Consider the following 19,721-nt stretch of genomic DNA (forward strand, 5'->3'; position numbering starts at 1 on the left):
AGTGCTGCTGCTAAGGCTAAGGCTGATGAACAATCTGCTTCTGATTACGCTAAGAGTGCTACCTCCGATGCTTCAAATGCTTCAAGTGCTGCTAGTCAAGCCAGTTCGGCCGCTAGTGGTTCAAGTTCTAATAGTAGTAATGCTTCCAGTGCTAAGAGTATTGCTAACAGTGCATCTACTGGTGCTTCAACTAATGCTAAGTTAGCAAGTCAATATGCTAGTGCTGCTGTTTCCTACGCTAAGATCGCTAATAGTGATACTGCTAGTGCTCAAACTGCTTACAACAGTGTTAGTGCTTTAGCTAGTCAAAATGCTGTTAATACTTCATTAGCTAGCTACGCTAAGATTGCAAGTGCAGCAATGAGTTCTGTTAATGCTGCTGATAGTGATGCTAATGTTCAATCTGGTATTGCTACTAGCGCTAATAGCTCAGCTCAAAGTATCAATTCTACTGATGCTGCTTTAGTTGCTGCTAATAGTAGTTATGTTGATGCCGTAAGTGTTGCTGATAGTAATGCTAACTCCGCTTACTTAGCTGGAAGTACTGCTGATGGTGATAGCTATGCTAAAGCCGCTAGTGATGCTGTTTCAGCTGCTCAATCAACTGCTAACCAATTGGTTGCTAACTCCAGTGCAATTCAAAGTTACACTAACATCGCAAGTACTGCTGCTAGTCAAGCTTCCAATGATGTTCAAACCATCAGCTTGAACGCAAGTATTACTTCTAGTGCATCCAGTGCTGCTAGTTCTGCTGCTTCAGGTGGTTCTAGTGCTGCTAGTGGTAACAGCTCAGCTTCTAGTGCTGCTAGTTCTGCTGCTAGTGCGATCGTTATCGATGGTAACGTTGCTAGTGCTAATGCATCTAATGCTGCTAAGTACTCTGCAGAAGCCAGTTCTGCTGCTACAGTTGTAAGTAACACGACTTCAAGTGCTTCGAACGTTGCTAACGAGATCAATAGTTACTACAACAACAACACGACTGATTCTGTTCTTAAGAGTGCTCACGAAACTGCAACTAGTGCCATGAGTGCTATCAATAGTGCTAATAGTGATGCTCAAATTCAAAACAACACAGCATCCAGTGCTTACAGTGCGGTCGTTAGTCAAGTTAGTGTGATTGCTGCACAAAGTTCTGCAGTTGCAAGTGCTATCAGTGTTATTGCTTCTAACTCTATGAATGCTTCTGTTGCCCTTGCTGGTGGTAGTTACACTGCTGCATCTAGCTACACTGCAATTGCTGAATCCGCTGCTGCGGTTGCCAGTGATGATGCTGTAGTTGCATCTAGTGCTGCTGCTAATACGACTAGCTTAACTGGTGTTGCCAGTGTTGCTGCAAGCAAGGCAATCGATGATGAAAATACTGCTAGTTTAGCATTTAGTAAGATGAACAGTGCTGCTAGTGATGCTTCAAGTGCTAATAGTTCAGCTAATAGTAGTGCAGCTAGTTCCGCAAGTTCTGCTAGTTCTGCTGCTGCTTCTGGTAGCAAGCAAATCTTCAGTTTCGCAAGTACTGCTGATGCTGATGTAAATGCTGCAAGTATTGCTAATAGTACTGCTGCTAGTGCCGCTAGTGTTGTTGCTAGTGACAAAGCCGTTGCTGATCAAGATAGTGCGGTTATGAGTGGTTACATTGCTGCTAACTCCGGTAACTCCGCTATTGCCAGTGATGCGAAGGTATTCAGTTCTGCTAGTGCTGCTGTTTCAAATTACAATTCTGATGCTCAAGCACAAGAGTGCTGCCAGTTCTGCTTACAGTGTTGCTAGTTCTGCTGGTGTAATTGTTGATAGCATCAACGTTGCCGCTAAGTCCAACGAAGCCATGGCTAGTCTCTATGCTAGTCAAGCTGCTTCCGCTGTAACTGCTGGTTCATCTGCTCAAGCTACTACTTGGAACAGTATGGCTGCTAGTTACGCTAGTGATGTTACGAATGCTATCGGTTCTGCTAGTCAATACACTGCTTCTGTTGCTACTGCTACTTCAACTGCTCAAAGTGCTGCTAAACAAGCCGTTTCTGATGAAAGTGCTGCTTCTGATGAAATGAATACGATCAATGGGGCCATGAGTGCTGCTAGTGCTGCCAGTGCTGCTGATAGTTCCGCATCGAAGGCTGCTAGTGAAGCTAGTTCTGCTGCTAGTGATGCTTCTGGTGAATCCGGTGCTACTTCAAATGCATCCAGTGCTAATGATGATAGCTCTGCTGCTAATAGTGCATCTAGTGATGCCAGTTCTGCTGCTGCTGGTGCTGGTAGTGATGCCAGTGATGCTGGTTCCGCTGCAAGTGCTGCTGCCTCAACTGCTTCTAATGCTGGTGATAACCCAGCTGCTAAGAGTGCTGCAAGTGCTGCAAGCAAGGCTGCCTCAACTGCTAGTTCCGCTGCTAGTGATGCTTCGATCGCATCTAGTGCTGCTAATAGTGCATCTAGTGCGGCTAACAGTGCTAACAGTGCTGCTAATAGTGCCAACAGTGCTGCAAGCAAGGCTGCATCTACGGCTAGTTCCGCTGCTAACGCTGCATCTAAGGCTGCCCAAAGTGGTGACAGTTCCGCTGCTAGTGCTGCTGAAAGTACGGCTTCTAATGCTGCCAACAGTGCTTCTGCTGCCAGTTCTGCTGCTAAGAGTGCTGCTAACGATGCCAGTTCTGCTGCTTCTGCTGCTAAGAGTGCTGCTAGTCGGGCTGACAATGATAACTCCATTGCTAGTTCTGCTGATAATGACGCTAAGTCTGCTAATAGTGCTGCATCCAGTGCATCCAGTGCAGCAAGTTCCGCTGCTTCTGGTAACTCTAGTGCTTCTGGTTCTGCTTCCAGTATTGCCAACGCAACTAGCGTAATTGCTAGTGGTGCCGATGCTAATGCTAATGCTGCTAGTCAATATGCTAGTGAAGCTAATAGTGCGGCTGCTAAGACTTCTGGTTACCTTAGTGATGCCAATAGTCAAGCTGCGGTTGCTTCTGGTTTTGCCTCTGCTAACGCTACGAACAGCTTAGTTCAAAGTGCTAATAAGGCTGCTAGCGATGCTGCTTCTGCGGTTGCTAGTTTGAATACTGATGCTACTAGCCAAGCATCAATCGCAACTAGTGCTTACAAGGTAGCTAGTGCCGCTGCAAATAGTGCAGATCGTGATAATGCTAATGCAAGTGCCAGTGCATCAACTGTTAATAGTTATGTAGCTGCTGCAAATAGTGCATTTAGTGCCGGTAGTATTACTAATGGTAGTATCTTTGCTAGTCAAGCCAGTGCTACTGCCAAGGATATGATCAAGTATCAAAATGATGCAGTTGCTCAATCTGATGCTGCTTCATCTGCTACGATCGTTGCCTCTAACGCTGCTGCTAAGGCAATTGCCGATGAAAGTTCAGCTTCTGCTTATGCTCAAAGTGCTGCTTCTGATGCTAGTTCTGCATCCAGTGCTGCTAGTGGAGCAAGTTCCGCTGCTAGTGGTTCCAGTTCCAACAGTAGTGCTGCTAATTCCGCAAGTGCTATTGCTTATAGTATTGCTGCTGCTGCTAATACGAATGCTAGTTTAGCTGTTTCTTATGCTGGTGATGCTGCTAAGTATGCAAGTATTGCTAATAGTGATACTAATAGTGCTCAAACTCAATTTACTAGTTTGACTAACTTAGTTAACCAAAACGAAAACAAGAATAACGCTGTCTTGAACAGTTACTACAATGTTGCTAGTTCCGCAATGGCTAGTTTAACTGCTGCTAATAGTGATGCTCAAGATCAAAAGAGTATCGCAAGTAATGCTGCCAGTGCTGCTCAATCAGTTAATGTTACTGATTCCGCATTAGTATCTGCTGTTAATAGTGCATCAAATGCCGTTAATGTAGCTGATAGTAATGCTAACTCCGCTTACTTAGCTGGAAACTTAAGTGCTGCTAGTCAATACTCAACGGCTGCTGTCTCTGATGTCGATGCTGCTAAGAGTGCGGTTGCTTCCTTAACTGCTAACTCTAGTGCAATTCAAAGTTACACTAATATTGCTAGTGATGCTGCTGCCAAGGCATCTGCTGATGTTAACACGATTAACATCAGTGCCAGTGCTGCATCGAGTGCTGCCAGTGGTGCCAGCTCTGCTGCATCGAGTGCTTCCGGTGGTTCTAAGTCCGCTAGTTCTGCATCCAGTGCTGCTAATTCTGCATCCAGTGCAATTGCATCTGTTGTAACTAAGGTTAATGCTGATGATGCTGATGCTACTAAGTATGCATCAATTGCATCCAGTGCTGCTGCTGTTGTTAGTGGTGATGTTACTACTAATAGTAGTGTTGCTGCTCAAATCAACAGTGAATTCAATGCTAACCCAAGTGATACTGTCATCAGAAGTGCCGCTTCGGTTGCATCGAGTGCAATGAGTGTCATCAACAGTGCTAACACCGATGCACAACTTCAAAATGCTACCGCATCCAGTGCTAAGGCAGGGGTTGATAGTGATGTTGCAGTTGTAAGTTCTGCTAACCAAGCTGCTTCATTTGCTAATTCATTAGCTAACCAATTCGCTAGTCAAGCTGCTTCCTACTACAATGCTGGTCAAAACAGTGTTGCTGATGGATTTACTTCTCAAGCTGTCAGTGCTGCATCAGTTGCTGTATCCAATGCTGATCTTGCTAAGAGTACTGCTTCTAATGCTGATAGCTTAACTAGTGATGGTAGTATTGCTGCAAGCAAGGCGGTTTCTGATGAAAGTGCTGCTAATGCTGCTGCACTTTCCATGAACGCTGCATCTAGTGCCGCATCTAGTGCTAATAGTTCTGCTAATAGTGGTGGTTCTAAGTCCGCTAGTTCCGCCAGTTCTGCTGCATCTAGTGCTTCTGCTACTATTTCTGGATTTGCTAGTGCTGCTAATGCTGATGCTCAAAACGCTGAAAGTTATGCTAGTGTTGCATCCAGTGCTGATAGTGATGTTAATAGTTACTCTGCTAATGCAAATTCAGCAACTTCAACTATTAACTCCATTCAAAGTGCTAACTCCAGTAACGCAAGTAATGCCGTAATCAATAGTGCTTCTAAAGCAATTGCTAGTGACAGTGCTTCAATTGCTAGTCTTACTAGCGACGCTGACAGTCAAAAGACAATTGCCAGTTCTGCTGCTAGTGTAGCTTCAACTGCTGCCAGTCAAGCTACTAAGGACAGCTTTGCTGCTAGTTCAAATGCCGCTATGGCAAGTATCTTTGCTAGTCAAGCTGTTTCAGCTATCAATAATGATCACAACAACAACGCTGCTGCTACATTCAATTCACAAGCTGCCAGTGCTGCTAGTGCTACTGAAGCTATCATTAGTGATGCTGCTAGCCAAGCTGATAGTGCTTCATCTGCTACGATTGTAGCATCAAAGGCTGCTGCTCAAGCTCAAAGTGATGACAGTGCTGCTAAGGCATTGAATGGTTCGATCAATGATGCTATTAAGTCCGCTAACGCTGCTAGTGCTGCTGATAGTGATGCTTCTAACGCATCCAGTGCTGCTAGTGAAGCATCTAGTGCTAACTCTGGTACTGATAGTGATTCTGCTGATACTAGTTCAGCTGCTAGCCAAGCTTCATCAACTGCTAGTTCCGCTGCTAGTGATGCATCCAGTGCTTCTAGCGATGCTAAGAGTGCTGCAAGTGATGCAAGCAAGGCTGCTTCTGCTGCTTCTGCTCATCCTGGTAACAGTACGATGAGTTCTGCTGCTAGTGCTGCCAGTTCTGCTGCTTCAACTGCCAGTTCTGCTGCTTCTGATGCATCCAGTGCTGCTAGTCAAGCAAGTTCAGCTGCATCTAAGGCTGCTAGTGATAACAGTAAGGCTGCTTCTGATGCAAGCAAGGCTGCTTCTGCTAATAGCATCGCATCTAGTGCGGCATCTAATGCTAGTTCTGCTGCTCAAAGTGGTGATAGTTCAACTGCTTCTAAGGACGCTTCGATCGCAAGTTCCGCTGCTAGTGACGCTAAGTCCGCTAGTGCTGATGCTTCATCTGCTGCTAGTGATGCTAAGAGTGCCAACAGTGATGCTTCATCTGCTGCTTCGAAGGCATCCAGTGCTAACTCAACTGCTAGTTCTGCATCTAGTGATGCTAGTTCCGCTAACTCTGCTGCATCTAGTGCATCTAGTGCGGCAAGTTCCGGTGCTTCTGGTAACTCCAGTGCTTCTAGTTCTGCTAATAGTATTTCTGCTGCAACTAGCATCGCTGCTTCTGGTGCCGATGCCAGTGCTAAGGACGCAAGCAAGTACGCTAGTCAAGCATCCAGTGCTGCTGTTAAGGTGGCTAGTTACAATGCTGATGCTACTAGTCAAGCTGCAGTTACTTCCGCAATTGCTTCTGCATATCCACAAAACAGTGTCATCAATAGTGATAATGCTGCTGCCAGTTCCGCTGCTGCTGCAATCAGTAGTTTGAATGCTGATGCTGCTAACCAAGCAAGCATTGCTGCTAGTGCTTACCAAGTTGCTAGTGCTGCTGCTTCAAGTGCTGATCAAGATAACGCCAATGCCGCTTCCGGTGCTAGTGTTGTTAATGGCTTTATCAGTCAAGCCAACACGGCATTCTCCAATGGTGATAACAATGGTGGAAGTACCTTTACTAGCTTAGCTAGTTCTGCGGTTACTTCAATGGCTAAGTACGAAACTGATGCAACTGTTCAATCTAGTGCTGCTAGTGCTGCAACTGTAGTTGCTTCTAAGGCTGCTGCTCAAGCAATTGCTGATGAAAGTTCTGCTGCTGCTTATGAATCCGCTGCTTCATCTGCTGCTAGTGGAGCAAGTAAGGCATCCAGTGCTGCTAGTTCCGCTTCTAACAACTCCGGTAACAACAGTTCTGCTGCAACTTCTGCTTCATCAATTGCTAATAGTATTGCTGCTGCTGATGCTAACAATGCTGCCTTAGCATCTGGTTATGCTTCTGAAGCTGTATCATACGCTGTGATCGCTAATAGCAATACTGCAATTGCCAATGGTCAATACAGTAGTTTGACGAGCTTAGTAAGTCAAAACCCTGCTAATAGTTCCTTAGCAAGCTATGCTGCAATTGCTAGTTCTGCGATGGCTTCATTAACTGCTGCTGATAGTGATGCTAATGTTCAATCTGGTATTGCTACTAAGGCTGCTAGTGCTGCTGAAAGTCTTGCTTCTGGTGATACTTCCTTAGTTGCTGCCATTTCAGCTGCTTCAGTTGCTGTAGCTACTGCTGATAGTCAAGCTAACTCCGCATACAACGCTGGTAATTCTGCTAATGGTGATAATGGTGATGTTTACTCATCAGTTGCTGCTAGCCAAGTTGCTGCTGCTGAATCCATTGCTACAGTAATGAAGAACAACTCCAGTGCAATTCAAAGTTACACTACGGTTGCTTCCAATGCTGCTACTAAGGCTTCTGAAGATGCTCAAACTGTATCCATCAATGCTAGCGTAACTTCAAGTGCTTCAAGTGCTGCTAGTTCTGCTGCATCGAATGGCTCTAAGGGCTCCAAGTCCGCAAGTTCCGCATCTAGTGCTGCTGGTTCCGCTGCTAGTGCAACTACTTCTGATGTAAGTCTTGCTAGTGGTAACCAAATTGCTGCTTCAAGTTATGCTGCCGTTGCAAGTTCCGCTGCTTCCGTTGTAAGTTCCAATGCAATTATTAATAGTAGTGAAGCTGCTATCATCAACAGTTACATGAGCGACAACCCAAGCAATGCCGATATTAGTTCCGCTGCTGTAGTTGCATCCAGTGCAATGATCGTTATCAATAGTGCTAATAGTGATGCGCAAACTCAAAAGAGTATTGCTGCTAGTGCTGATAGCGCCGTTGATTCTCAAGTTGCCATCGTAAGTTCTGCTAATAGTGTTGCTCAAAATGCTAATACCTTTGCTAACCAATATGCTAGTGAAGCTGCTAGTGCTTACAATGCTGGTCAAACCACAACTGGTGATAACTTTACTTCACAAGCTTCTAGTGCTGCATCTGTTGCGGTTGCTAATGCTTCCGCTGCCAAGATTGCTGCTGATGCTACAACAAGCTTAACTTCTGTTGGTAGTATCGCTGCAAGCAAGGCTAAGGATGATGAAAATACTGCGAATGTTGCTTCTGCTGCTATGAGTAGTGCTGCAAGTTCCGCATCATCTGCTAACAGTTCTGCTGCTAAGGGTGGTTCCAGTGCTGCAAGTTCTGCTAGTGCGGCTGGTCAAAGTGCTTCTGCACAAGTTAACAGCTACGCAAGTGCTGCTAATGCTGATGCTGCTAACGCTGTTAAATATGCTAGCGAAGCATCTAGTGCTGATAGTGCTGTAAACAGTTACTCTGCTGATGCTGATCAACAAAGTAAGGCTATGGACGCCATTGTTTCTAACAACCCAAGTAACGCTGCTATTTCCAGTGCCGCTGCTAGATTGAATAGTGATACTTCTGCAATGACCAGTGTTAAGAATGATGCTGATGTTCAAAACAGTACTGCTAGTGCCAACGCTTTAGTTGCTCAATCTGCTGCTAGTCAAGCTAATGTGGACAGTCAAGTTGCAAGTTCTGCTGCTAATATGGCTAACACTTATGCAAGTCAAGCTGCTGCTGCTATCAATGCACATCACAATTCCGATGCTGCTGCATTAACTTCACAAGCTGAAAGTGCTGCTAGTCAAGCTATCAATGTTATCAGTGATGCTAGTTCTGCTGCTGCAACTGCTAAGAGTGCAACTGACAATGCTTCAGTTGCTGCAAGTAAGGCAATTGCTGATCAAGCTGCTGCTAAGTCATTAGATACTGATATCAGTGTTGCTGTTAACTCCGCTAATGCTGCTAGTGGTGCCGATAGTGATGCATCTAAGGCATCCAGTGCTGCCAGTCAAGCTTCGAACTCCGCTAATGGTAGTTCCGCTGCTGGTTCTAACTCTTCTAATGCCGGTTCTGATAGTTCTGATGCTAGTTCTGCTGCAAGCAAGGCTGGTAGTGATGCCAGTGGTGCTTCTAGCAATGCTTCAAATGCATCCAGTGCTGCCAGTGCTGCAAGCAAGGCTGCTTCTGATGCTTCTGGTAACAGTTCCGCTGCCAGTGATGCATCTAAGGCATCCAGTGCTGCTAGTCAAGCTAGTTCCGCTGCTAGCGATGCTAGCTCAGCTGCTAGTGATGCTAGTTCCGCATCCAGTGCCGCTAGTTCCGCAAGCAAGGCTGCTAGTTCCGCTGCTAGTGATGCTAGTTCCGCTGCCAGTGATGCTTCGAAGGCTGCTAGCGATGCTAGTTCTGCTGCTCAAAGTGGTAACAGTTCTGCCGCTAGTTCCGCTGCAAGCAAGGCTGCTAGTGATGCATCCAAGGCTGCTTCTGCTAGTTCCGCTGCATCTAGTGCTGCTAGTGATGCTTCAAGTGCTGCAAGCAAGGCTAAGAGCGCTGCATCCAAGGCTTCCGCTGATAGCTCAACTGCTTCCAGTGCCGCAAGTGCTGCCAGTTCTGCTGCTAGTGATGCTTCAAGTGCTGCTAGCTCTGGTAAGTCTGGTGCTAATTCTGCAAGCAATATTCCAGGATCTGCTGCTTCAACTGCCAGTGCAACTTCAGTAACTGCCGGTAAGGTCGATGCTGATGCTACTGCCGCCCAAAGCTATGCTGTGATCGCTAGTTCCGCTGCTAGTGTAACTTCTGGTTATAACAGTGCTGCGGTTAGTGAAGCTGCGATTGCTTCTAGCTTCGCCGCTGCTAATACGCAAAACAGCCTAGTAAACAGTGCCAACTCTGCTGCTAGTTCTGCTGCTTCAGCCGTTGCCAGTTACAATGCTGATGCACAAAGTCAATCATCAATTGCTGCTAGTGCTGCTAGTGTTGCTTCCGCTGCTGCTAACAAGGCTGATAATGATAATGCCAATACTTCTAATGCCGTTATCAATATCAATAGCTTAGCTAGCGTTGCCGTAAGCTACTACAATGCTGGTAACACCGCTAATGGTGATATCTATGCTGGTCAAGCTACTGCTTCAGCTAATGCATTGAAGGGCTACGAAAGTGATGCCACTGTTCAATTGAGTGTCGCTGACGCTGCAACTTCAACTGCTAAGTCGGCTGCATCTCAAGCCGTTGCCGATGAAAAGGCTGCTGGTAGTTTGTCTATCGATGTTAAATCCGATGCTTCCAACGCTTCTAGTGCTGCTAGTCAAGCTAGTGGTAACAGTTCCGCTGCTTCTAGCAATGCTTCTTCTTCATCTGCTAACTCCGCTGAAACAGTTACTAACAGTGCTGCATCTGGTGCTAATGCTAATGCATCTGCTGCTAATAGTTACGCTAGTGAAGCTAGATCTTACGCCGTAGTTGCAAATAGTGATACTGCTTCTGCTGAAAAGGCTAACGACAGTGTTGCTTCACTTGCATCTGCAAACTCCGCTAATGCTTCATTAGCTAGTTACGCTGCTGCTGCTAGTTCTGCTATTGCTGCTATCACATCTGCTGATAGTGATGCTAATAGTCAATCTGCTATCGCAACTAACGCTGCTAGTCTTGCTAACAGCATCAACGCTTCAACTGCTGCCTTAAGTGCTGCCGTTTCAAGTGCTTCTGATGCCGTTAGTGCTAATGATGCATCTGCAAACTCTGCTTACTTAGCAGGGGATGTCACATCTGCTTCTAGTTACGCTGCTGCAGCTAAGTCAGCTGTGATCGTTGCTAGTGTTAACGCTGCCTCCATGGTTGCTAACTCCACTGCAATTCAATCACAAACTGATATTGCTAGTTCCGCTGCTGCTCAAGCTGCTAAGGATGTTCAAACCATCGCACTTCAAGCTAGTGTAACTGCTAGTGCTTCAAGTGCTGCCAGTTCCGCTGCTAACGGTGGTAAGAGTGGTGCTAGTTCTGCTAATTCAGCATCCAGTGCTGCTAGTTCCGCTGCTAGTGCAACCTCTAACGATGTTAACCTTGCTAGTGCTAATAAGAGTGTCGCTGATAGTGCAACTTCAGTTGCCATCTCTGCTGCTTCCGTTGTTAGTGCTGACACGAGTGCTGGTAGTAATACTGCTGCTAAGATCAATAGCTTAGTTACGGTTGATCCTTCCAATGCTAGTCTTGCAAGTACCGCTTCTGATGCTAACAGTCAAATGGCCATCATCAATAGTGCTAATAGTGATGCTCAAGATCAAAAGAGTATCGCCATCAGTGCTGATAGTGCCGTTAACTCACAAGTTGCTGTGATCAGTGCTGCTAACTCCGCTGCTCAAAGTGCCAACAACATGGCTAACTTTATAGCTAGTCAAGCTGCTGCTAACTACAACAACGGTAACCTTGCTAGTGCTACTGCTCAAACTGCCCAAATCGAATCTTACGCATCTATCGCTAGTCAAAATGCTACGGTTGCTGCTAGTGCAACTACCGCAACATCTAGCTTAACTAAGATCGCTGTTTCCGCTGCTAGTCAAGCGGTTGCTGATGAAAACACTGCCAAGGTTGCTTCTGCTTCCTTGAACTCTGCTTCCAATGCTGCTTCTAAGGCTGCTTCTGGTGCTAATAGTAGTGCTGCTAGTTCCGCTAATAGTGCTGCCAGTTCTGCTGCCAGTGATTCTGCTAGTGCTTCTGCATTCAACTCCGCTGCTCAAGCTGATGCTTCTGCTGCTCAAAGTTATGCTTCCGAAGCATCTAGTGCTGACAATGCCGTAACTAGTTACTCCAACGATGTTAATGCTCAAAGTGCTAACATGGCCAGCTTCGTTTCTGGTAACCCAAGCAACTCCGCAATTGCTAGTGCTGCTGCTGACTTGAACAGTGCTCAAAGTGCTATGAACAGCGTTAAGAGTGATGCTGATAGTCAAAACGCAATTGCTAGTTCCGCCGCTGCTGCTGCTAAGAACGATGCTAGTGCAACTGCTAGTGCTGCAACAGTTGCTAGTTCCGCTGCCAACATGGCCAGCTTCGTTGCTAGTCAAGCTGACTCCGCTGCTAGTGCTGGTAACACTTCCGCTGCTACCTCATTTGCTAATGCCGCTACTAGTTATGCTAATGCTGCTCACGCAGTCATCAGTGCTGCTGCATCTGCTAAGTCCGATGCTGACAGTATGACTGCCAGTGCTAAGGCTGCTGCTAGTGCTGCGATCGCTGATCAAGCTAAGGCTTCCGCTCTTGATAGCCAAGCTAAGGCTGATGTAACGAAGGCATCCATTGCTAGTGGTGCTGCTAGTCATGCATCTGATGCATCAAGCGCTGCTTCATCCGCAAGCTCCGCTAACTCTGGTGCTTCATCTGCTGCTTCTGGTGCAAGTTCTGCAGCTAGTTCTGATGCTAGTTCCGCAAGTTCCGCTGCTAGTTCTGATTCCAGTGCTGCATCCAGTGCTGCAAGCAAGGCCAGCTCTGCTGCTAGTCAAGCTTCATCAACTGCTTCTGGTGCTTCTGGTAACTCCGCTGCTAGTTCTGCTGCTTCTAAGGCATCCAGTGCTGCAAGCAAGGCCAGTTCTGCTGCTAGTGATGCAAGTTCCGCTTCTAGCGAAGCAAGTTCCGCATCTAGTGAAGCCAGTTCCGCTGCAAGCAAGGCTAGTTCCGCTGCTAGTGATGCAAGTTCTGCTGCTAGTGAAGCATCCAGTGCTTCCAGTGCTGCTAGTTCCGCTGCTCAAAGTGGTAACAGTTCCGCTGCTAGTTCTGATGCATCTAAGGCATCTAGTGCTGCAAGTAAGGCATCTGCTGATAGCTCCGCTGCATCTAGTGCTTCATCTGCTGCATCCAGTGCTGCAAGTAAGGCATCCAGTGCTGCATCCAGAGCTTCATCTGATAACTCAACTGCCAGTTCTGCTGCTAGTGATGCTAGTTCCGCTAACTCCGCTGCATCCAGTGCTGCTAGTGCCGGTAAGTCCGGTGCAAGCAATACTAGTTCCGCTGCTAGTGATGCTAACTCCACTGCATCTGCAACTTCCGCAATTGCAGGCTCAGTTGATGCTAATGCTTCCTTAGCTGAAAGCTACGCTGCTGAAGCTAGTTCCGCTGCTAGTGTAACTGCTGGTTACAATAGTTTAGCAACTAGTCAAGCTGCCATTGCTTCAAGTTACGCTGCTGCTAATACTCAAAACAGTGCCGTAAACAGTGCTAACTCTGCTGCTAGTTCTGCTGCTTCAGCCGTTGCTAGTTACAACGCTGATGCACAAAGTCAAGCTGCTAAAGCATCTAATGCCGCAACTGCTGCCAGTGCCGCAGCTGTTAAGGCTGATAGTGATAATGCTGCTGCTTCTGCCGGAGCAGTCAATGTTACTAGCTTAGCTAGTCAAGCCGCTAGCGCTTACAATGCTGGTAACGAAACATTAGGTAGTGCTCTTAATGATCAAGCGGTTGCTTCCGCTGCTTCATTGAAGAGTTACGAAGCTAATGCGAATGCTCAATCAGTAATCGCTGCTTCTGCTACTACAGTTGCTTCGATCGCTGCTTCTAAGGCCATCGCTGATGAAAGTGCTGCTGCTAGTTATGAAGCTAGTGCATCTGCTGCTGCATCCAGTGCCGCTAATGGTGGTAACAGTGCTGCTTCAAGTGCTGCTAGTGCTGCTAGTTCCGAAGCATCAAATGCTTCTGCTCAAACATCTAAGTTTGCATCCGCTGCAAATGACGATGCTACGAAGGCAAGTATTGCTGCTAGCCAAGCATCCAGTGCTGACACGGCAGTAACTAGTTACTCTGCCGATGTTACTTCACAAAGTACTACGATGAGCAGTATCGTTGCTGGTAATCCAAGCAATGCTACGATCTCAAGTGCTGCTAGTGATTTGAACAGTGCTTCATCTGCTATGAACTCTGTTAAGAACGATGCCGATGCTCAAAACGCTGCTGCCAGTTCCGCTTACATCGTTGCTAGTTCTGCTGCTAGTGTTGCTGATAGTGCTTCCGTCGTTGCTAGTTCCAATGCTAACAATGCTTCGATCTTTATCAGTCAAGCTAACTCCGCAATGAGTGCTGGTAACATGGGCTCTGCTGCTAACTTCATCAGTCAAGCAACTAGTTACGCTAATGCTGCTAACGCCGTTATCAATGCTGCTAGTGATGCTAAGACGACTGCTGATAGTGCAACTTCAACTGCTCAAAGTGCTGCTAAGGCTGCAATCGCTGATCAAGCCAAGGCTAAGAGCTTAGATAGTCAAGTTAGTGCTGACGTAAGTTCTGCTGCTCAAGCTAGTTCCGCTGCAAGCAATGCTTCAAAGGCATCTAGCGATGCTTCATCCGCAAGTTCTGCTGCATCCAGTGCTGCTTCTAATAACAGTGGTGCTTCTAAGGCTGCATCGAGTGCTAACTCAGCATCGAGTGCAACTTCAAGTGCATCGAGTGCTGCCAGTTCTGCTGCTTCTGGAGCAAGTTCCGCTGCTAGTGATGCTTCCAAGGCTGCTTCTGGTGCTTCTGGTAACAGTGCTGCCAGTTCTGCTGCTTCGAAGGCATCCAGCGCTGCTTCAACTGCTTCATCTGCTGCTAGTCAAGCATCTAGTGATTCTAGTGCTGCTAGTTCAGATGCTAGTCAAGCATCTAGTGAATCCAGTGCTGCCAGCTCTGCTGCTAGTCAAGCTAGTTCCGCCGCAAGTCAAGCATCCAGTGATTCTAGTGCCGCAAGTTCTGCTGCTCAAAGTGGTAACAGTTCTGCTGCATCTAGTGCCGCTAGTGATGCAAGCAAGCACGCTAGTGAAGCTAGTTCCGCTGCTAGTGCTGCATCCAGTGCTGCCAGTGCTGCTAGTTCACATGCTAGCGATGCTAGTTCTGCTGCTAGTGATGCTTCAAGTCTTCTAAGGCTGCTTCAATTGCATCTAGTGCAAGTTCAACTGCTTCAAGTGCTGCTAGTGATGCTAGTCAAGCCAGTTCCGCTGCTAAGTCAGCAAGTTCTGCTGCTAGTGATGCTAGTTCCGCAAGTTCCAACAGTTCCGCTGCTAGTTCTGCAAATAGTGGTGCCAGCTCCGCTGCTTCTGGTGCTTCAAGCAACTCCAGTGCTGCATCCAGTGCCGCAAGCAATGCCAGTTCTGCTGCTTCTGGAGCAAGTTCTGCTGCTAGTCAAGCCAGTTCTGCTGCCTCTGCTGCTTCTGGTAACAGTGCCGCCAGTTCTGCTGCTAGTCAAGCCAGTTCCGCTGCTTCGAAGGCATCCAGTGCTGCAAGCAAGGCTGCTAGTGATAACAGCGATGCTTCAAGTGCTGCCTCCGCTGCTTCAAGCGCTGCTAGTGATGCCAGTTCCGCATCCAGTGCTGCCAGCTCCGCTGCTAGTCAAGCATCGAGTGCTGCTTCTGCCGCTAGTTCTGCTGCCCAAAGTGGTGACAGTTCCGCTGCATCCAGTGCCGCTTCGATCGCATCGAGTGCAAGTTCCGCTGCATCGAGTGCTGCTTCTGCTGCATCGAGTGCTGCTTCTAAGGCATCGAGTGAAAGCTCTGCTGCCTCTAAGGCTGCTAGTGATGCAAGTTCTGCTGCTAGTGAAGCATCCAGTGCTTCTAACGCTGCTAGTTCCGCCGCTTCTAAGGCCGCTAGCGATGCTAGTTCCGCTACAAGTGGTGCAAGCAATGCTGCTAACTCCGCTGCTAGTGATGCTTCTAAGGCTGCTAGTGATGCTTCTGGTGCTAAATCAGATGCTTCCGCTGCATCCAGAGCTGCTAGTTCTGCTGGTTCCGCATCATCTGCAACGAACTCCATTGCTTCTAAGACCGATTCAATGAGTTCCAGTGCTGCAAGCATGGCTTCTAACAACCCTGCTAACAGCGTCATCAGTAGTGCTGCTGATGTAATCAGTTCCGCTGCTTCTGATGCTGATGCCGATAGTGCTAACTCAGATGCTAGTTCTGCTGCTTCAACTGCTAGTTCTGCTGCTAGTGATGCTAACTCTGCTGCTAGTGATGCTTCTAATGCTGCAAGCATTGCCAGTTCCGCTGCTAAGGCTGCTAGTTCTGCTGCTGCTCATGGAGATGCTTCTGGTGCTTCATCCGCTGCTGCAATTGCTAGTTCCGCTGATAGTAAGGCTAGTGCCGATAGTAGTACTGCTAGTGCTGATCGTTCTGCTGCTGAATCTGCTAATAGTGCTGCTCAAAGTGATAAGAGCATTGCTAGTTCCGCTGCTTCCGCTGCTAACAGCGCAAGCAAGGCAATTAGCCAAGCTGCTAAGGCTCAAACCAGTGGGTGCCGATCCGCTGCTAGTGCTTCATCTGCCGCATCCAGTGCTAATAGTGCTGATAGTGCTATCATCGATAGTGTCAACAGCATGTCTAATGATCTTAACAGTTACTCCATTGCTACTAGCGAAGCTGCTAGTGCTTCTTAGAAGTTACGTCAGCTTAGCAATGAGTGCTGCTAGTCAAGCTGCTAAGGCTGCTGCAGTCAACGAAAGTGATAATGCTGTTATCGCTGGACTTGCTAGTGATGCTGAACAACAAGTCAGCTTAGCTAGTGCTGCTGATCAATTAGCTGAACAAGAATCTGCTCGGGCTAACGGTGCTTCCTTAGTTGGTAGTGTTGCTGCTAGTGCGGCTGTTCAAAATTACTTGATCGGTAGTTCTGCTGCTGATGATGCTTCCAAGTATGCTAGTGCTGAACAATCAGCTCGTGCTGAAGGTAACGTTTCATTAACTGAAACTTACGATTCATTGTTGAACAGTGCTGCGCGCAGTGTTGTAACTAGTGCTTACAAGCTCACTCTACGCAGCGCAATGTCTACTATGACTTCCGCTGTTAAGACTGCTAGTCTTGCTGCTGCCTCTGCAAACAGTGATGAAGCCAATGCTTCAATTGCTGCTTCCAAGGCCTGCGGCTGACCTCGTTAGTGCTGATAGCTTAACTTCTGCTTCTGCTAATGCCGGTAGTAGTGCTGCCAATACTCCAATTGCTAGTGCTGCTGCAATGAACGCATCTGCTAGTGCAAATGCTTCTGGTGCTCGCATGAACGCCGATGCTGCTGATAGCTACGCTAAGATGGCCAGTGTCGTTGCTAGTCAAATGGCTAGTGAAGCTGCTCAAGCACAACAAAGTGCTGCCGCAGTTCAAAGCGATGCCAACTTGTTCCCTGGTAATGCTTCAGCTAGTCTTGCTTCCTTAGCTAGTCTTGCTTCTAATGCTTCTAACGCTGCTAATAGCGCTTCCGCATTAGCTAACCAAGCTAGTCAAGAAGCTCAAAAGACTAGTTCCAATGCTAGTCGGGCTGATCAAGCTGCTAATGATGCTGCTATCAATGCTGCTTTGGCAAGTCAAGCTGCTTCCTTAGTTGATAAGAATGCTGCTCAAGCTTCCATGGCTTACGCATTTGGTAACAACGTCTTAGGGGATGCTTACTTGAAGCAAGCTAGTTACGCTATGAATGCTTTAAGTGCTGCTGAATCACAAACAGCTGTTAACTCCGCTGTTGCTAGTGTTGCTACTGATGGTAGTCATTCTGGTGGTTCTAACGTCAACTCATTAGCTACAAGTGCTGTTAAGTTGAATACCAGAACTGCTACTGACAAGGTCAAGGCTGATCAAATCGTTAACGAGATCAACTCTGAAGTTGCTGCTGTTAACAACGTTAAGAGCGCTGCTGACAGTAAGGCTGCTGCTGGTTCATTAAGTGTTAGTGCTGCTAGTGCTTCTGCTAGTCTTGCTGGTAGTTACGCTAACCAAGCTAGTGCTGGTTATCAAAGTATGATCACCACTGCTGGTCAAGCTCAAGCTAACATCAACTTGTTGAGTGGTTTTGCTGCTAATAGTCAACAAAACGTTGTGGTTGCTAGTGCTAAAGCTGCTGCTGATAGTGCTAACGCTCGGATCAACAACTTGACGACTGCTGCTAGTTCCGCTACGGTCGTTGCTAGCCAAGCTTATGCTAGCGCATTGAACTTGGTTGCAAGTACTGTTGCTAATAACAACAGTGCTCAATCAGCTGTTACAGCTGCTAATGATGCTGCCAAAGATGCTGTTAATGCTTATCAAAGCGGTGATAACAATGCTGCTAGATTAGCTGCCAGTGTTGAAGGTGACTCTGCAAATGTTAACATGTTCACTTCCATGGCTGCTAGTGCTGCTAGTGCTACGAATGGTGAAACAGTTAAGGCTTCTGATGCTGCTAAGGCAGTTTCCGATGCTGCTGCTGGTATCGATGTTCCAATGAGCATTGTTGCTAGTGCCGCTTCCGTTGCTTCAAACAACGTTAGTGTTGCTAACTCCATCATGGCCAATACTAATTCAATCGTTAGTTCTGGAAATGACCACGCTGCTCAAGTTAGTGCCGATGCAAATAGTATCATTGCTTCATTATTTGCTGGTATTAACAATGTTACTGTTACTGATGGGGATGATTTCGACAGAATGGGTGATGACAACGATGCTCAAACAGTTTCCGCAACTCAAGGCTTCGGTGCTGTTCGGACATTCGGTGCAACTTCATCCAGTGCATCCGCTGCTAGTTCCGCTACTAACTATGATTCGATCATTGCTAGTGCTAGTGCTGCTGCTAGTTCAGAAGCTGCTAAGTTTAGTGCTGCTTCAATTGCAGCATCTAAGTACGCATCTGCTGCTGATAGAGAAGGTAATTCTGTAAAGGCACAAGCAGTTTCTAATGCAGTGCTCAAAGTGCTATGCAATCTGCTCAATCACTTGCTAAGTCATATCAAGCTAAGGGTGAAATAGCTCAACTAGAATCTGAAAATAATGTTGCTGCTTCATACGCTGCTCAAATCAAGGATGTTTCAGCTGCTAATATTGCTATTTCAGTAGCATCATCTGCTGCTAAATCTGAAGCTTCAATTGCATCTAGTGCAGCTACTGCAGAATCAACTGCTAAATCAATTGCATCTTCTGCTTCAAGTGCATCCGCAAAGAGCTCCGCATCATCCAGTAGTTCTAGCTCTGCATCATCCAGCAGTTCCAGTTCTAGCTCCGCTTCATCTAACAGTAGTCATGCTAGTTCCGCATCATCCAGTAGCTCCAGTTCTAGTTCTGCATCATCCAACAGTAGTCACGCTAGTTCCGCATCATCCAGCAGTTCTAATTCCAGTTCTGCTTCATCGAACGGAAGCTCAGCTACTCCATCCAGTTCTAGTTCCAATGGTTCCGGTTCTGCCTCCAATGGTGGTAACTCAGGATCCAATGGTTCCGGTTCTGCTTCCAATGGTGGTAACTCAGGATCCAATGGTTCTGGCTCTACTTCAAATGGTGGTAACTCTGGTTCTAATAACGGTTCAAGTTCTGCTTCTAACGGTAGTAACTCTAGTTCCAATGGCTCCAGTGCTGCATCATCCAACAGTAGTCATGCTAGTTCAAGTGCTTCTAGCGCTTCGAATGGTGGTAACAGTAGTGCTTCTAACGGTAGTAATGCTAGTTCTGCTTCATCGAACGCAAGCTCTGCTGCAGACAAGTTAGTTCCTGTAACTAAACATCTTTACAGTACTCGTGGGGTTCAACTTTACAGTCAACCTGATCTTAAGAGTGCTAAGGGTGCTTATTACAAGGCTGAAAAACTTGCTGATGCCAAGGTATTCAGAGTTGTTGGCAAGATCACAAAGAATGGTAAGACGTTCTACAAATTAGCAAATGGTAAGTACATTCTCGCTAATGTACATCTTCACGATGTTTACTACGAAAAGGCTGATAAAGTTAGATTAGTCAAAGTTACTAAACGTGGTGGAATCCAAATCCATTCAACCAAAGACTTTAGCGATAAAGGTAAATGGGTTGCTAAGGGACGTAAGTTCAAGATCGTTAAGACGGTAAGACAAGGTACCATTACTCGTTTCTATCTTAGCGATGGACGTTACATTACCAGTAATAAGAAGTGCGTTAAATCATTACTTTAATCACTTCTGATTAATTAAAAAAGACATCTCCAAAAGGGGATGTCTTTTTTTGTGT

At 46.7% G+C, this 19,721-nt stretch carries 5 protein-coding genes; all 5 read left to right on the plus strand.

Annotated elements, in window-relative coordinates; genetic code table 11:
* The first annotated feature begins 1,630 nt into the window (after positions 1–1,630).
* Genes AC3B6G_RS06310 through AC3B6G_RS06330 form a run of 5 tightly spaced genes read left to right on the plus strand, consistent with a single transcriptional unit; the run spans position 1,631 to position 19,666 of the window.
* Positions 1,631–15,568 (plus strand): hypothetical protein, encoded by a 13,938-nt coding sequence (locus AC3B6G_RS06310; protein WP_489849538.1) that lies wholly within the window; start codon positions 1,631–1,633, stop codon positions 15,566–15,568.
* Positions 15,565–16,167: a hypothetical protein gene (locus AC3B6G_RS06315; RefSeq protein ID WP_489849539.1), complete on the plus strand. Its 603-nt coding sequence runs from the start codon at positions 15,565–15,567 to the stop codon at positions 16,165–16,167. Before AC3B6G_RS06310 ends, AC3B6G_RS06315 begins: the two co-directional genes overlap by 4 nt.
* A complete protein-coding gene (locus AC3B6G_RS06320; RefSeq protein ID WP_489849540.1) occupies positions 16,157–16,657 on the plus strand; it encodes a hypothetical protein in 501 nt (166 codons plus the stop codon). The genes AC3B6G_RS06315 and AC3B6G_RS06320 overlap by 11 nt, the downstream gene beginning before the upstream one ends.
* Complete coding sequence (locus AC3B6G_RS06325) at positions 16,623–18,500, plus strand: hypothetical protein (RefSeq protein ID WP_489849541.1); 1,878 nt, start codon at positions 16,623–16,625, stop codon at positions 18,498–18,500. The genes AC3B6G_RS06320 and AC3B6G_RS06325 overlap by 35 nt, the downstream gene beginning before the upstream one ends.
* Positions 18,449–19,666, plus strand: a complete 1,218-nt coding sequence (locus AC3B6G_RS06330) for a DUF5776 domain-containing protein (RefSeq protein WP_489849542.1) — start codon at positions 18,449–18,451, stop codon at positions 19,664–19,666. Before AC3B6G_RS06325 ends, AC3B6G_RS06330 begins: the two co-directional genes overlap by 52 nt.
* The last annotated feature ends 55 nt before the right edge of the window (positions 19,667–19,721 follow it).

This window comes from Nicoliella sp. ESL1149, assembly GCF_058107265.1.

Excerpts from the sequence above, each read along its gene's own strand:
- AC3B6G_RS06315 (WP_489849539.1), top strand. The coding sequence starts at position 15,565 with ATGAGTTCCAGTGCTGCAAGCATGGCTTCTAACAACCCTGCTAACAGC.
- AC3B6G_RS06325 (WP_489849541.1), top strand. The coding sequence starts at position 16,623 with ATGCTTCAATTGCTGCTTCCAAGGCCTGCGGCTGACCTCGTTAGTGCT.
- AC3B6G_RS06330 (WP_489849542.1), top strand. The coding sequence starts at position 18,449 with ATGCAATCTGCTCAATCACTTGCTAAGTCATATCAAGCTAAGGGTGAA.